Raw genomic sequence first — 15,773 nt, forward strand, 5'->3', positions numbered from 1 at the left:
CACTGCTGTCCGGTTAAAACTTGAATGATTTCTGTGGGTTAGGCGATTGTAACAGGTTGTCATTTTCGTTATCATTTGCAAACAACTCATGTACAAGAACTTTGCTAAAAAGGTGCACGCTGAAAACCTGGAGCATTCGGGAGAGAGTGACGGTCAGCCCCAGCCGCTTCCGAATGATCGCCACCAACACATACGCGGTGATCGCCACCCAGATCTGGGTCTTGACCGCGTTTTCGGATGTGCCGAAAAAACTCTTGATTCTGAGGTTCTGTTTGATCCATTTGAAGAACAGCTCCACCTGCCAGCGGCTTTTGTAGAGCTGCGCAATGGTCAGCGCGTCCAGTTCGAAGTGATTGGTGAGGAAGACCAGTCGGCGGGCCTTCTCCGTGTCGTAAAACACCACCCGGCGCAGGGGCGCTGGATAGCTGGCGCGCGGGCCTGTCCAGATCACGGTCTGGTCGGCTCGCAAGCCGGCGGCTTTGTCCACGGGACGAGAATAGCGGCGCCGAAAGGCAAACCGTCGCTTGGCCCGAATGACGAAGAACGCGCCGTGGGTATGGATCCGGTAGAGCCGGCCAAAATCCAGGTACCCGCGATCCATCACGTAGATGGCGCCCGGCTCGAAGGGAATCTGGTCGAGCATCCGCACGTCGTGGACCTTGCCCGGCGTGATCCGCACGAACGTGGGAATGGAACCCCGCAGATCCAGGAGCGTGTGCAATTTGATGGCCGCCTTGGTGCGCCGGAACTCGGCCCAGGGAAAGAGCGACAGGCACAGGTCGATGGTGGTGGAGTCGAGCGCAAAGGCCGCCTCCCGCAGGTTTTCGCCGAAGGGTTCCTGGGCGTAGAGCCGCTGGGCCTCGCCGATGAGCTTGCGGGCAAAACTTTCGTAGATCCGCCAGTCCCGCTTTTCGCCGGCATCGGCCAGAGTGCTGCGCGATACCCGGCCGGTGATGCCCATGGCGTAGAGCAATTCGCGCCGGCCGTGCAGCGAGTGGACGATGTCGCGCAAACTCTCGCGGTACGCCAACTGGGCAAAGAGCAGGCAGAGCAGTTGATCCCAGCACGAAAAATGACGGCTGCGGTAATCCCCCTGATAACGGGCGACCTGCCGATAGAACGCCATGTACGGAAGATGATCGACCAACTGGGCAAACACGGTGCGGACGTGGGTCATGATTCACCCCGGCGGGAAGTGTCCCCGGGTGACAGCATGCCACGGAAAAATGAAAATCGGTTACAGCCGAAATTCCTTGGATGTTACTCATGAATCATCATTTCCAGCAGTGGAGGTAAGTTTTAACCGGACAGCAGTGGTGTTGCGCATACTGTAATAGCATAGCGATGTGTAGCTGAATACAGTACATCACACTGAGTTCTTTCAGATTTGATTCTGAACAAAACTCGGTCCCGCTCGGGTGACAGATACTCCTGAAGGCTGCAGGAAGGGTCGAGTTGTTCTACGGAGATAAAAAGTGTATGTGGGAACATTACGGACACGGACTGCGGCGAGACGTCGCCCGTCTGGTGACTGTGCCGATGATGGATTCGGTATTCGTTTTGATAGCAGGGATTGAACAAGGGAGACCGATATGAAAGCCAAACTGACCGGCGTGGTAACGGGCCTCTTTCTGGTATGGTTGTTTTCCGGCGTCGCCGAGGCGCAAGCGTCGTTGACGGTCGAGCCCATCACCTGGGACGTCATCGGGCTGGACAGCAACGACCCGACCGCCGGACCCAAGTACTTCCCGGTCGGGGTCCGGATCACCAACACCGGCGCATCCACATCCGGCGCCCTGACGGCAACCTTCACCTGGGCCACGTCGAACTCGTACATCAACCTGAGGTCGGGGACCCTGGCTGTGATCAACCTCGGCACGCTCGGGAACAATAGCTTTGTCGACGCGTATTTCGAGGTGGAGGTCAGTCAGGATCCACTCGCGTACGGCCAAACCCGCGACTACTATGTCCGGGTGAACGAGGCGGGATACGGGTACACCGACTCGCCGACGCGGCGTCTGCACGTGGGGTCGCTGGTCTCCCAGAGCCGTAACTCGGTCAATAACATGTACCTGAGTACGACCGAACCCCCCGCGGAGGGGCCTTACGGCACGGCCATCGCCAACGGCGGCGCCATGACCCTGATGGTGGGCGACACCTACTGGATCACGCTGGCGGCCAGCACGGCCACCAACGGGTACGAACAGATCCAGAGTTTCATCAATTTCCCCAACATCATTTTCCAGATCCTGGCGGTCACCACGACCTACACGGCGGACACTTCGGATAATGTCGACAACCCCAGCGACATGTTGTATGGCGACGGCTGCGTCTGGGATAGTGACCCGACGTCCCCCAACTTCATGAGTTGCCTGAGCACCGGCAAGGTTGGCGGCACGGTGATCACCACCTACGCGGTTAAAATACTGCAGATCCCCGATGCCCCGCTGCACAACCCGGAGCCGCTCACCACCCTGATCTACGACTATTCGGGCAACAGCTTGCACTACAACTCCGATTTCGGCGGCTCCACCCGCTACGCCACCATCGTCAACGCCGGCATCGAGAAGTCTTTCGCGCCCAAGTCCATCAATCCCAACACCGACCCCGCCGGGACGTCCACGCTGACCTTCACCATCACCAACCCGGGTGCGGCCCCGATCACCGATGTGCGTTTCACCGATAACCTGCCCACCAACGACGGGACCGGGCAGATGCGCATCGCTGACACCGCGGTGGCCTTCAACGGCTTCACCGTCAACCCCACGCCGTCCTCGCTGACCGTGGGCCAGACCTCGCTGTCGTTCACCGGCGCGGAGATTCCCGGTTTCAGTTCCGCCACCATCGCGGTCACCGTCACCACCGACGAAACCGGCATCTACGACAACGTCTCGGAAAACCTGATCATCAACACGGACATCGACACCGGCGACTGGGCTGAGGACACCCTGGTGGCCACGGACAAGCCCCCCGGGCCCTCGACGTGCGACCCGCGCACCACGCTGGCCACCTGGACGATGCCCACCAGCGGCCAGGGGAGCGGCGGCCCGCCGCCGCCGTACACGACAAAAGACAGCCAAGTCTCTTTCGCCACGGCCAGAGCCGGGCTGACGGCCGCCGGCAGCCAAAGCATCGTCACCGGTGGTGTCACCACCAACGCATGGCAGATCACCGACGCGTTCTCGACCGTGACGGCCGCCCCCGGAGCCGTGGCCCCGTACTTCGAGTTCGCGGTCGACAGCAGTAACTTCGGCGGCCTGAGTGTGAGCTTTCAGCTGGACCTTGAGACAACGGGTGAATGGGCAAGCAACGCGAACAACTACGTCTATGTGTACACGAGCACCGACGGAACGAATTTCACGCTCGCGAATCCCGGGGGTACGAATGTCACAAAGGGAAGCTGGCAGCCCCTCATAACCGTGGAGGCGCCATCTTCGGGTGTCTCAACCACCTGGTTCCGAATCACCGCCGTGACCAGAGGCAACAAAGCGACCTCTTCGATGCTGCTCGACAACGTCACCATCACCGGCTGCCCGCGGCCCCTCCTGCCGACGCTGACCAAAACCTTCCAGTACGAATCGATCTGCCAGGGCGGTTCCAGCGCGCTGACCTTCACCGTCACCAACCCCACCGGCAACTCAACCACGTTGACGGGTTTGAGCTTCACCGACATCCTGCCGGTCGGCCTGGTGGTGGCCACCCCGAACGGGCTGACCGGCGGATGCGGCGGCGGCACCATCACCGCTGTCCCGGGTTCCAGCACCATCGAACTGAGCGGCGCCAGCCTGGCCCCGGGCGTTTCCTGCACCTTTTCGGTGGATGTCACCGGCACGGCCGCCGGCGTTTTTACCAACACCAGCGGCAGCATCTCCTCCACCGAAACCGGTGTCAACACGACCGACACCGGCTACGGTGAGGACAGCCTGACGGTGATCGCCCCGCCGGAGATCAACAAGACCTTCGGCACGACCAACCTGATCACCGGGGAAACGACCAGCCTGACCTTCACCATCACCAACCCCAACCCCAATGGCGCCACCTCGCTGACCGGCGTGGCCTTCACCGACACGCTGCCGGCCGGCCTGGTGGTGGCCACCCCGAACGGGCTGACCGGCGGATGCGGCGGCGGCACCATCACCGCTGTCCCGGGTTCCAGCACCATCGAACTGAGCGGCGCCACCCTGGCCGGGGGCGGTTCCTGCACCTTCTCGGTCGATGTCACCGGGACCACCGCCGGCACGTATGAGAACACGGTGCAGGTGACCTCCGCTGGCGCCTGCACGGGCAACACGGCCTCCGCCACGGTGATCGTCAGAGACCTGATCAGCTCGCTCGCATTCCAGAAACAAATCAGCACGTCGTCCAGCGGGCCGTGGTACAACTACATGACGGTGGCCGTTGGCACGCCGCTTTATTATCGGTTCCTCGTGGAAAACACCGGCGAGACGGACCTGACCAGTGTGGCGGTGAGTGATCCGAGCCTGGGCTCGTACTCCTGCACCTGGCAATATGTGGATTCGACGGGTTCCCTGGTCCCTTACAGTACCCAGTCTCCCCTGACGATCCCGGCGTTGAACCCGCTCATCGACGATGAACCGCACGTCGCCTATTGCGTCCCCACGACGACGATCACCGCGGTACTCGGCGGCCCGTACACGAACACAGCCACGGCCAGCGCCACCGGCGTTCCAAATGCTACGGATATCGCCAGGTATGAGGGGCAAAATCCGACGGCGGTGGTCATCGGCCGGGTCGCCCTCGGCTACGCGCGGGTCACGGACTTTCTCCGCAGCATCGGCGTGCCGTAGATCGGCATCGCCGAGCTGCAGAACATCCTGCGCGTCTGGGCGCCGGATTCCCCGGCCGGGGAGAGCGCCGACCGCCAGGAATTGCTGGACGCCCTGATGGGCTACCTCGACCCGGACGGTGACGGCCGGGTGGTGGTGTTCCGTTGGGAAACGCTGGAGGAACGGGGCGCCATCGGGTTCTACGCCGACCGGCTCACCGACGGGACCTGGGTGCGCATCAACGCCGGGATGCTGCCCGGCCTGATCGCCTCGCCCATGGGGGCGGAGTACTGGCTGGCGGACCCGGGCGCCTCCCCAGACAATGACTACGTGTACCGGCTGATCGAAGTCGAGGCGCGCGGCACGACCCGTGAATATGGTCCGTTCAACCTGCGGGTCGACACCCCGCTGCAGTAACGGGAAGGAGCGAACATGAACGCGAAGGAAACAACCATGAGGAACATACATCGGCTGTTGCCGGTGGTCGTTTGCGGGCTCGTGCTCGCCATCTCGCCGGTCATGGCCGAATCGGCGCCGCCGGCGAGCGCGAACTCCCACGAGCTGGTTTGGGACGCTTGGCAGCCGCTGGCCGGGGGCTACATGGCGCGGCGCCGCGTGCCGGCCCGCCTGGAACTGCCCGTCGAAGCGCGGCGCGCGCCCGCCACGCAGTCCCGTACGCAAACGGATGCGTTCAACAAAGCCTCAAGCGAACTGTCGCTCTGGCTCTACACCGGTGTGCCGGGGATGTACAGCGTGGACTTGAATGAGGTTGCCGCCGAGACGGGCATCAGCCTCAAGTTGTTGCAGGCGACCGCGAAGTCCAGGCGGCTGAGCCTGACCAACGCGGGGCGGAGCGTACCCTATTATTACGATTCGGAGTACCAGCGCCTGCTGTTTGCCGGCGAAGCCTATACCACCTTCTACACGGACGAGAATGCATACCGGCTGGTGACGTCCAAAAAACCGCATCCGTATCTGATCAGCGCCGTGAATGTTCGCCCGACGGAGCTGCCGCCCGGCCAGTCACAGCCGTTCCGCGAGGTGCTGCAGTACGCCGAAGAAACGGACATGATGTACAGCACCTGGCTGTACCCCGGCGACCCGGACGCCCGGTACTGGTTCTGGGACTACCTGTACGGCTCGTCCAGGCCCCAGATCCAGCTCTCCGTGCACGTTCCGAATCCGGCGCCCGACGGCACCGCCCGGTTGCGGGTGAAGTTGCATGGTTTCACCGACCTTTACCCCGGCGACGAACATCGAGTGTACGCGAAGCTAAACGGCGTTCCGGTGGGTTCCGAGCTGGTGTGGGACGGCCTGGCGCCGGCGGAACTCGTGGCGGAATTCAACCCGTCGCTGTTGCAGGCCGACGGCGACAACACCCTCACGCTCCACACCGGGTACGATGCGGCGCGTCCCTGGCCGGGGCAGTTGCTGGAGTCGGTCACCGTGGAGTACGACCGCCTGCCCGTGGCCACCGACGGGCAGCTCTGGCTGCGTAACGCGGCCCAGGGGCTCCAGGAGGCGACGGGTTTTTCGACTCCGGACATCCTGGTGGTCGAGTCACCGGTTCAAAACGCCGTCCTGCGGAGCGACGCCTACATTCACATGAGCGAGGATGGAACGTGGGGAGTCACCTTCAAGACGAAATCAGGCAAGGATTATCTGATCGCCGAGATGCCGGCGTTGCTGGATCCGGTGTTCGACGCCCGTCCGCAGGCGGATCTTAATGCGCTCCGGCCGGGGGCCGACGTGCTGATCATCGCCCCGCGCGAGTTTGCCGGGACCGCGCAGGATCTGGCCGAGTTGCGGCGTGCCGGTCACGAAGAAGCTGCAGTCGTCTGGCTGGACGACATCTACAAGTCCTTCAGCGCCGGGCGGGTGGATCCTCACGCCATCGGCCAATTCATGGACTGGGTTCGGACCGAGTGGAGCCGGGTCCCCGCGGCGGTGACGCTCATCGGCAAGGGCTCCCTGGACCGGAAGGATTGCATGGGGTACGGGGACAATTTCCTTCCGGTCCTCATGACCTCCACCCCGTGGGCGCTGGCCGCGTCCGACAGCCGGTTGCTCGGGATCGACGACGGCGCGACGCCCATGGCCGTGGGCCGGATCGCCATCACCAACGACGGCGAGGGCCGCGCCTACGTGAACAAGCTCCGCGCGCACGCATCGAGGGATAATACCCAGGCGGCGGAACGGGCCCTCGTGGTGGCGGACAATCCGGATTCCGGCGGCGCCTTCCACCAGGACGGCGACCGGTTGGCCGTGCGGTTGCAGGACCTGGGGGTATGGTGGGTCGAGACGCTGTATCATCCCACCGACCCGGTGCGCGCCACCCTGATCCAGTCGGCGGTTTGGGAATCCGGCCTGATCTCCTTCAGCGGCCACGGCTCGGTGGCGCAACTGGGCACCAACGCGGAGAAATTCCTCAGAACCAGTGATGCCGCCGCGTTGCGCAACGGTTCCTGCCCGGTGTTCCTGGCCCTGACGTGCGCGGCGGGCGATGATTCCCTGCCCGGCGTCCGGTCGCTTTCGAGCACCCTGGTGCTGAACCCGCAGGGGGGGGCCGTCGCCTCGCTGGCGGCCTCCGGGCTGTCGTTCAATTCGGATGCTCATGTCCTGGCTCACTCCTTTATTCAACACCTCTACGGGAGCCATATCAACGTCGGGGAGGCCCTGGTGGGCGCGAAGCAGGCCACCGCCGGACAGATCGCGGTGTTTATGGCGCCGCTCTACTCGATCATCGGCGACCCTTCCGTGTACCCATGGTAGGTATGCGGCGGACGGCGCAACTGCAGCGATTAACGACAAGCCGGATTTGATTTTGCCCGGCAACCATGTATGATGTTGAAGAAGAGGAATAAACGAATGACCGAAAGCAATATCAACGAAACCCGGTCGAATCAGATCCGGCCCTCCGGGAATCCGGGGGATGCGTCCGCCGGCGAGGCGCGACGGCCCTATACTCCGCCGCGCCTCCTCAGCAGCGAACCCCTGGAACTCTCCGCGGGGACTTGTGATCCGGCGTATGGGGGCTTTGGAAAGAGTTATCCTTCATATACATGTCAGAAAGCCGGTTCGTGAAGACAGGGGTCATGGTTGAAATATCTCAACCATGGGGCCCGGAGTCCATCTGTCTTCGCTTGCCCATGTGCCGGGTGTCGATCCAGGGATTGACCCCCGGGCAACGGCAGACTATTTTTCAAAACTTCCAACAATATGTCCCCGGCCCCGGCGAGACGGCCGGCGGGATTGATTTGATCTGCCTGGCCGGCCGTCTGGATGGACCCATCGCGCTGCCGCCGGAGCACTTCGCGGCCGGCGGTCAGTACGCGCCGCTCAAACGGCGCACGAGCGAGGGGATCCAGATCACCGGCTTCGATTTCAGGGCGCAGCTCGCCGGCGGCGGAGCAGAGCCGCTGCGGGCTTCTCTGGCGGTGGCCGAGGAGGAAGATCTGGGCCGACCGTTTGCCCTGGAGAACTTCCTGCGAATCGTGTTCGCCTACCACGTCCTCAACCGGGGGGGGCTGCTGCTGCACAGCGCCGGCGTGGTGTACCGGGGCGCGGCCTACCTGTTCAGCGGCCGCTCCAACGCCGGCAAGTCCACTCTGTCCCGGAAAGCGGCCGCGGCCGGCGCCGCCGTGCTGAGCGACGACATCAACCTGGTGTATCGGGAAGTCGATGGCTATCACGTTCACCGGGTGCCGTTCACCGGCGAATTCCGGCGTCCCGGGGAGAACTCTTCCGGATCCGAAACCTTCCGGCTCGGCGGCCTCGCCCTGCTGGAGAAGGCGCCGGTCCTGACCGCCGTCCCGGTGCAATCCGCCGAGGGCGTGGCCGGGCTCCTCACCGGCTGCCCGTATGTGAACGACGATCCCGAGGAGTTGCCCGCCTTGATGGATATGTTGACGATACTGGTATCCCATGTCCCGGTGATCCGCCTGGGCGTCGCCCGCGACGACTCCTTCGAGGCGATCATGGCGACCCTGCTGAGGTGCAGCGAAAATGCCTGAATCAACCCGTGAAGATAAAGTGCGCCTGTCCGGTCGGGTGCGCTTTCGCGACGTGGCCGGTCAGGGCGTGCTGGTGCACCTGGAAGAGGGGCGGGTGCTGGTCGTGAACGACGTGGGCCTCTTCATCGTCCAGGCGCTCGGCCGGCAGGCGATGACAGAGTCGGAACTGGCCGAAGCGGTGGCGCAGGCCTTTGATGTGGATGCGTCCCGGGCGCAGTCGGACGTCGCCCTCTTTCTGGAGCAGTTGCGCGGGGAGAATGCTCTCCAAACGGTCGGCGGATCGGGCGGCGGTTCAACCGGGGGGTGACGGGGAATGTACCGCGACACGGTGATGAAAGCGGTCCGGGCGAATCGTTTGCTCCATGATGTCACGTTGGAGCTCACCTATCGCTGCAATTTGAACTGCTTCTACTGTTACAACGACCGGGACCGGCAGGGGACACCGCTTTCGTTGGCGCAGTACCGGGTCCTGCTCGAGGATCTGGCCCGCATGCAGACCCTGTTCCTGATGCTGACCGGGGGCGAGCCCATGATCCACCCCCATTTTTTCGACATCGGGAACATGACCCGGGAGCTGGGTTTCGTGGTCCGGATCCGCACGAACGGCCATTTGCTAACCCCGCGCAATGTCGAGCGGCTGCTCCGCGAGGTGGAGCCGTACGTCGTCGAAGTCACCCTGCACGGGGCCACCGCCGGGGTGCATGACCGGCAGACCCGCGTCCCCGGCAGTTTCGAACGCCTGATGGGCAACCTGCGTCACGCGCGGACGGCCGGCCTGCGTTGCGCCACGGTGGTCACGCCCACCGCCTGGAACGAGCACCAGATCGAGGCGATGATTGCGCTCGGCGACGAGCTCGGGGCGCCCCTCCGATTTCAGGGGCCCGTGGGCCCGCGGGACAACGGCGACCGGGAGCCTTTGTCCATCCAGCCCAGCCGGGCCACCTGGGACCGGATCGAGACCCTGATGGCGGAGCGCCGGAGAAATGTCTCGGTGGAGCCCGAGTGTTCTGTGTCCAAAGACTCCCCGGAAGCCGATGCCGAAGAAATCGCCTCCTGCCGCGTGGGTTTGGCCGGCGTCGACATCGATCCCTTCGGCAATGTCCAGCCTTGCATGCATGTTCGGGAAGTCGCGGGAAACTTGCAGCAGCAGTCCATTGAGGAGATCTGGCACCACTCGCCCCTGTTCGCGCAGGTCAGGCAGCGCGCCGTCGCCGCGGCGTCCGGATGGAACGGGGAACAACCCCGGCAGTTCGGCTCGCCGTTGTTCTGTATGGCCATCGACGAAATGTGCAGCGAGGACAAGGAGAGGTGTGTCGGCCCATGAACCTGGACCAATGGAACGCTGCGGCGGGCCCCGGGGGCTGTCTCGCCACGGCCTTGGCCGATGGCGACGAAGTGGTTCTCCGCGTGGCCGGGGACTGCATGGAACCCGAAGTCGACAATCAGGCCGCGGTGCGGGTGAAGCGCGTCCGGTTCCTCGTTCCCGGTGATGTGGTGGCGTTTCGCGACCCGCAGCGCCACCGCCTGGTGGTCCATCGGTTCCTGGGGTACGTGCGGCGTCGGGGGGAGTGGCGGCTCCTGATCAAGGCGGATCGGGGCGCTGGGCCCGATCCCCTGGTGGCGACCGCCTGCGTGCTCGGCAAGGTGATCGCCCGGGATGGCGTGGCCTGCCGGGTTTCATTGGCGCAACGGCTGCAGGCGATGGGCCAGTATGCCGCCTGCTGCCTGCGCGGTATATTCCGGCGGGTGCGGCCTACAACAGAGTAGCGCCCGGCCGCCGGACGGGTGCCGTGACACTCAACCATGCGCGACGAGACTCCGGTCCGACATCACCGTGACTCAAACCGAGCCCGGAGGCGAATTGCTCAACCGTGCCGCAGGGGCGGGCCGCGCCCGGCCGCCGCGGAAATCGCTTATCGCCTATCTCCCCTCTGCCGTGTGGAAGCGAAAGCACGGTGGCTTCGAGTTGGCATTCCGGCGGGTTGACCCGGGCGGGAGCCGCGGGTATGCTGGACGAGATCATGCCGTGCAGGTTCAGTTGTTGCATTCAAGCCATGAACGGGCTGCGGCGCACGCCGCGGTGTCGGCCATAAAATCACCGCCGGGTGGCGGGGCGGATCCCGCGCACCGGTCAGGAGGACGTATGCGTCAGTTCATCGGGGTGTTGCTGCTGATCCTGCTGCTGGCCGTTGGCACGGCGGACGGCGGGATTGATCCGGATCGGCTGGCCGGGATGAAGGCCCGGGCCATCGGGCCGGCGGGGATGAGCGGCCGGATCGCCGACATCGAGGCGGTGGAGGCCAACCCGGCGGTGGTGTACGTTGGCGCCGCAACCGGCGGCGTCTGGAAGTCCGTCAACGGAGGGCTCACCTGGACGCCTGTCTTCGATGACCAGCCCGTGGCCGCCATCGGCGCCGTGGCCGTGTTCCAGCCCAACCCGGACATCGTCTGGGCGGGCACCGGCGAGGGGAACCCGCGCAACTCCGCCTCGGTGGGCAACGGCGTCTACAAGTCCGTCGACGGCGGCCGCACGTGGAAGCACGTGGGGCTGGACGGCACCGAGCGGATCCACCGCATCGTGCTGCACCCCACCGACCCCGACGTAGCTTGGGCCGCGGCGATGGGCCGCGAGTGGGGCGAGAACCCGGAGCGCGGTGTTTTCAAGACGGTGGATGGCGGCAGAACCTGGACCCGCGTGCTGTATGTGGACGCGCGCACCGGGGCGGCCGACCTGGTCATGGATCCGGCCAATCCGGACAAGCTGTTCGCCGCCATGTGGCAGTTTCGCCGCTGGCCCTACTATTTCCGCTCGGGCGGTCCCGGCTCGGGACTGTTCGTGACCCACGACGGGGGCGCGAGCTGGCGGCGCCTTCAACCGGCGGACGGCCTGCCGAAAGGGGATCTTGGGCGCATCGGCGTAGCCGTATGCCGCTCGCGGCCCGAAGTGGTGTACGCCCTGGTGGAAGCCGAAAAGAGCGCGCTGATCCGCTCCGATGACGGCGGTCTGAGCTGGCGCACCGTGAACGCGGAACCCAACGTCGCCCCGCGCCCGTTCTACTACGCCGACATCGCCGTGGATCCGGCCTGGCCCCAACGGGTGTACAGCCTGGACTATGTCGTCCGCGTCTCCGACGATGGCGGCAAGTCGTTCGAGACTCTGCCGGGCGCCCGCTTCGAGAACATCCACGGCGACTATCACGCCCTCTGGATCAATCCCCGCGATCCCGAGCACCTGTATGTGGGCAACGACGGCGGCGTGGCCGTGAGCCGCGACCGCGGCCGCACCATGCGCTTTGTGGGCAACCTGCCGCTGGCGCAGTACTACCACATCGCCGTGGACACCGCGGTGCCGTACCATGTGCTGGGCGGCATGCAGGACAACGGCTCCTGGCGCGGCCCCGGCTGGGTCATGGAGCAGGGCGGCATCCGCAACCACCACTGGCGGATGCTGGGCTTCGGCGACGGCTTCGACGTGCTGGCCGATCCCGCCGACCCGGCCATCGGCTACTCCATGTACCAGGGCGGCAATCTGGGCCGGTGGAACACCCGCACCGGCGAGTGGCGCCACATCCGGCCGCCGGAGCCCGCCGAGGGGAAGCTGCGGTTCAACTGGAACGCGGCGCTGGCCGTCGATCCCTTCGAACCGGCCACCATCTACTACGGCAGCCAGTTCGTCCACCGCTCCCTCGACCGGGGTGAGACCTGGCAAACCATCAGCCCGGATCTGACCACGAACACACCGGAATGGCAGCGCCAGGACTCGAGCGGCGGGCTCACCCCCGACGTCACCGCGGCGGAGAACTTCTGCACCCTCATCGCCATCGCTCCAAGTCGGGCGGCGCGGGGCGTGATCTGGACCGGCAGCGACGACGGGCGGATCCACGTCACCCGCGACGGCGGCGCCACCTGGACCAGCGTCGAGGGAAGCCTGCCCGGCGCGCCAGCGGGCGCCTGGGTGCCGCACATCGAAGCGTCCGCGTTCGACGCCGCCGAGGCGTTCGTGGTGCTCGACGACCACCGGCGCTCCAACTGGACCCCGTATGTCTACAAGACCACCGACTACGGCCGGACCTGGACCAGCCTCGTGACGCCGGCGCTGCGCGGTTGGGCGCTGGTGGTGGAACAGGACCCGGTGCAGCGGGACCTGTTGTTCCTCGGCACCGAGTTCGGTCTCTATGTGTCCGTCGACGGCGGGCGGGAGTGGCTGCCGTGGCGTCACGGTGTGCCCACGGTCTCGGTGATGGACTTGGCGATCCACCCCACGGAGCATGATCTGGTCATCGGCACCCACGGCCGGTCGGCGCTGGTGATCGACGATATCCGGCCGCTGCGGGAGCTCGGCGCCGCGACCCTGGCCAAACCGCTGCATGTGTTTGCCGCGGCCGACGCGCGCCAATACTGGCGTGACGCTGAGGCCGGCGGCTTCGGTCTGGGCGACGGCGAGTTCCGGGGCGCGAACAAACCGTACGGCGCAATGCTCACCTACAGCCTGAACCTGCCTGACCTCCCGCTCCCCGACGCCGACAAGGAGAAGGCCCGGCTGGCGGCTGTGGAGGCGGAAAAGGCCAGGGGCGCGACCTGGGAGCCGGCCCCCGCCGCACCGAAAACCGACACCAGTTCTGCCGAGGAAAAATCCGACGAGCCTCCGCAGGTGGTGATCCGGATCGCCGACGCCGCCGGCCGCGTGGTGCGCACGTTCAAGGGGCCGGCCGTCCTCGGAGTGAACCGGGTGGTGTGGGATCTACGCCGCGACGGCTTCCGCGAGCCCGCCCGGCGGGGGGGGCGGCGCCGTTCCAGCGAGCCGGTGCCGGGACCTGAACTGCCGCCCGGTGTCTACACGGCGACGGTGACCTTCCGCGATCACAGCGCCGCTACCACGTTTCAGGTGCTGCCCGACCCGCGCTCGAACAACACGCCGGCGGACTGGGCGCGGCGCCAGGCGGCCATCGAGCGAATCGGCCGACTTCAGGAGACGGCGGCTGCCGCGGTGGACCAGATCGCCGACATCCGCGCCGACGTGGAGGCGGTCATGGAGCGGGTGCGCGCCGCGGAAATCCACCGGCTCAAGGGGGAGCGGGTGGAGCCGGAGGAAGGCAAACTGGCCGAACTGCCCCTGGTCAAGAGCGGGCGGGCCCTGAAGACCCGCCTCGATGAGCTGGAGCGCCGCTTCCAGCAACCGCCGGGCGCGGTGGGGATCGTCGGCGGTGTACGGGTGATGGACCGCATCGGCAAGGCCATGGGCGCGGTGACGTCGGCCTGGGCGCCGCCAAGCCCCACCCATGCGGCGTACATTCAGGAGGCCGAGGCGCTGCTGGCGCCGGCACTGGAGGCGTTGAACGCCCTGCTGGCCGGGGAAGTGGCGGCGTTCCGACAGGCGGTGGCCGCCGCCGGCGTCGGGTTGCTCCCGCCGTCGTCGCCGCTGGCGATGCCGGTCCCAGAGGGACGGTGAATCGGTGAATGGGTGAATCGGTGAATGGGTAATAGGGGCAGGGTTCTGAGATCCAGAACCCAGGACCCAGAATCCTGGACCTAGGTCCCAGAACCCAGGTCCCAGGTCCGATTTCCGAAGTCCGATGTCCGCCTTACGGGAACGAGCCCCGAGCCCCGAGCCCCGAGCCTCTAGCCTCTAGCCTCTAGCCTCGACTCCGGCTTGCCGTTGCGACCGGCGAATAGCAGGAGCAACAGTACCCCGAGGAAGCAGCTGATGAGCGCAGCGATGAGGAAACGCTGGCGGAGCGTGGTCCGCGGGTCACCCCAACTGCTGTAGGCGATGTTGTAACGGACCGACAGCCGGTGGCGGCCCCACTCCTCGATGTGTGGGACGATGATATCGAGGAAACTCCGTTTCTGGACGTCGCGCACCAGCCGGCAGTTCAGGTCCAGGCCCTTCACGGCCAGGAGCACCGCGGGTTCGGTGATCCGCGCCTGCGGTTCCCGGCTGCCGTCGCCGGGGCTGGCTGAATCGAAGAGAATCCGTCCCTCCACGTCGATGATGCACAGGTGATTCAGGTCCGTGCGGAGCGCCATCACGTTGCGGATCAGCTCCAGAAATTTGTTATAGCCGGAGCTGTGGTAGTTGTCGTAGGCCGCGACGACGGACGGGGTGGTCAGCCGAGCGTAGCCGATGGCGTCCTGGTTGAACTGCTCCTGAATGGGCCCGGACGTCAGCCAGACCAGCAAGCCCGTGTGCACCGCGAGCATCAGCAGGTAGATGCCGATGATCCGAAACGTGAAGCCGGTGACACGCATGATGATTCCTCCGAACCACGCCTGAAATCATGGCCGACTGCGGAATCCGGAGTGACGGCCTGCCGCGCGCCCGGTCACCCCGGCCGACTCAGCGGCGTCGACTGATCTCGCGCACCTGCAGCGTGCTGTCGGCACGGGGCTGCCACTGCAGATCCCGGCGCAAACCGTAGCAATGGCTGCGGGTGTACATGGGGATGTACGGCAAATCCGCCATGACCAGCCGCATGGCCGTCTGCAGGAGTTCCTGCCGCTGGCGGGGGTCGAATTCGCGATCGGCGGCCTCCACCAGCCGGTCCAGCTCGGGATTGGCGTATCCCACCACGTTCTCGGCGCCGTACTCGCCGTCGGCGGTGCGACTGTGCAACTGGCTGTTGAACAGCTCGCCGGCGTCGCCGGAGCTGGAGATGTAGCCCACCAGGAAGAAGCGGGACTCGCCGCGCGAGACGCGCGGGTAGAGCTCGGACCAGTCGCAGGGAGCCAGTTGCAGGCGCACGCCCGCCTCGCCCAACTGGCGGCGCAGCAGCTGGCCCTCCGCCATGGCCGCCTGGGACAAGTCGAGGGTGAGCGCGAGGCCGTCGCCGTACCCGGCGGCCTGGAGCAGCGCCCGCGCCGCGGCGGCGTCGTGGCGGATCGCCGGCAGGTCGGGCGCGAAGCCCACCACCGACGGAGGGATGAGCTGCGTCGCCACGGTGGCGTAGTGCGGGTAGACGTTGTCGACGATCTC

General features: G+C 65.6%; 11 protein-coding genes. 8 read left to right on the forward strand and 3 right to left on the reverse strand.

Going from position 1 to position 15,773, the window contains the following annotated elements:
* Nucleotides 1-13 precede the first annotated feature (13 nt).
* Complete coding sequence (locus GX414_06725) at nucleotides 14-1,177, reverse strand: IS4 family transposase (GenBank protein NLI46784.1); 1,164 nt, start codon at nucleotides 1,175-1,177, stop codon at nucleotides 14-16.
* A gap of 415 nt (nucleotides 1,178-1,592) precedes the next feature.
* Between GX414_06725 and GX414_06730 the strand changes: the two genes are divergently transcribed.
* The 8 genes from GX414_06730 to GX414_06765 all read left to right on the forward strand — a co-directional run bounded on the left by GX414_06730 (nucleotide 1,593) and on the right by GX414_06765 (nucleotide 14,249).
* A complete protein-coding gene (locus tag GX414_06730; GenBank protein ID NLI46785.1) occupies nucleotides 1,593-4,808 on the forward strand; it encodes a hypothetical protein in 3,216 nt (1,071 codons plus the stop codon).
* A gap of 96 nt (nucleotides 4,809-4,904) precedes the next feature.
* Nucleotides 4,905-5,204, forward strand: coding sequence for a hypothetical protein (locus GX414_06735; protein NLI46786.1), 300 nt, complete (start codon nucleotides 4,905-4,907; stop codon nucleotides 5,202-5,204).
* 36 nt (nucleotides 5,205-5,240) lie between these two features.
* Nucleotides 5,241-7,559 carry a hypothetical protein gene (locus GX414_06740; protein ID NLI46787.1) on the forward strand — a complete coding sequence of 773 codons (2,319 nt, stop codon included), beginning with the start codon at nucleotides 5,241-5,243 and terminating at the stop codon, nucleotides 7,557-7,559.
* 485 nt (nucleotides 7,560-8,044) lie between these two features.
* Nucleotides 8,045-8,800 (forward strand): hypothetical protein, encoded by a 756-nt coding sequence (locus tag GX414_06745; GenBank protein ID NLI46788.1) that lies wholly within the window; start codon nucleotides 8,045-8,047, stop codon nucleotides 8,798-8,800.
* Nucleotides 8,793-9,107, forward strand: a complete 315-nt coding sequence (locus tag GX414_06750) for a PqqD family protein (protein NLI46789.1) — start codon at nucleotides 8,793-8,795, stop codon at nucleotides 9,105-9,107. Before GX414_06745 ends, GX414_06750 begins: the two co-directional genes overlap by 8 nt.
* A gap of 6 nt (nucleotides 9,108-9,113) precedes the next feature.
* The gene (locus tag GX414_06755; protein ID NLI46790.1) at nucleotides 9,114-10,124 is read left to right on the forward strand and encodes a radical SAM protein; all 1,011 of its coding nucleotides are present in this window, start codon (nucleotides 9,114-9,116) and stop codon (nucleotides 10,122-10,124) included.
* Nucleotides 10,121-10,567, forward strand: coding sequence for a hypothetical protein (locus tag GX414_06760; protein ID NLI46791.1), 447 nt, complete (start codon nucleotides 10,121-10,123; stop codon nucleotides 10,565-10,567). The genes GX414_06755 and GX414_06760 overlap by 4 nt, the downstream gene beginning before the upstream one ends.
* Before the next feature lie 376 nt (nucleotides 10,568-10,943).
* Nucleotides 10,944-14,249: a hypothetical protein gene (locus tag GX414_06765; protein ID NLI46792.1), complete on the forward strand. Its 3,306-nt coding sequence runs from the start codon at nucleotides 10,944-10,946 to the stop codon at nucleotides 14,247-14,249.
* Nucleotides 14,250-14,419: 170 nt separating this feature from the next.
* Here GX414_06765 and GX414_06770 read toward each other — a convergent pair whose 3' ends face one another.
* Nucleotides 14,420-15,049 (reverse strand): hypothetical protein, encoded by a 630-nt coding sequence (locus GX414_06770; GenBank protein ID NLI46793.1) that lies wholly within the window; start codon nucleotides 15,047-15,049, stop codon nucleotides 14,420-14,422.
* Nucleotides 15,050-15,137: 88 nt separating this feature from the next.
* Nucleotides 15,138-15,773, reverse strand: a 636-nt coding sequence (locus GX414_06775) for a hypothetical protein (GenBank protein NLI46794.1), incomplete at its 5' end; no start/stop codon positions are given.

Source organism: Acidobacteriota bacterium (genome assembly GCA_012517875.1).
Taxonomy (GTDB): Bacteria; Acidobacteriota; JAAYUB01; order JAAYUB01; family JAAYUB01; genus JAAYUB01.

Bases quoted from the DNA above. Each gene is read 5' to 3' on its own strand.
- GX414_06725 (NLI46784.1), bottom strand. From the start codon at position 1,177: ATGACCCACGTCCGCACCGTGTTTGCCCAGTTGGTCGATCATCTTCCG.
- GX414_06730 (NLI46785.1), top strand. From the start codon at position 1,593: ATGAAAGCCAAACTGACCGGCGTGGTAACGGGCCTCTTTCTGGTATGG.
- GX414_06735 (NLI46786.1), top strand. From the start codon at position 4,905: ATGGGCTACCTCGACCCGGACGGTGACGGCCGGGTGGTGGTGTTCCGT.
- GX414_06740 (NLI46787.1), top strand. From the start codon at position 5,241: ATGAGGAACATACATCGGCTGTTGCCGGTGGTCGTTTGCGGGCTCGTG.
- GX414_06750 (NLI46789.1), top strand. From the start codon at position 8,793: ATGCCTGAATCAACCCGTGAAGATAAAGTGCGCCTGTCCGGTCGGGTG.
- GX414_06755 (NLI46790.1), top strand. From the start codon at position 9,114: ATGTACCGCGACACGGTGATGAAAGCGGTCCGGGCGAATCGTTTGCTC.
- GX414_06760 (NLI46791.1), top strand. From the start codon at position 10,121: ATGAACCTGGACCAATGGAACGCTGCGGCGGGCCCCGGGGGCTGTCTC.
- GX414_06765 (NLI46792.1), top strand. From the start codon at position 10,944: ATGCGTCAGTTCATCGGGGTGTTGCTGCTGATCCTGCTGCTGGCCGTT.
- GX414_06770 (NLI46793.1), bottom strand. From the start codon at position 15,049: ATGCGTGTCACCGGCTTCACGTTTCGGATCATCGGCATCTACCTGCTG.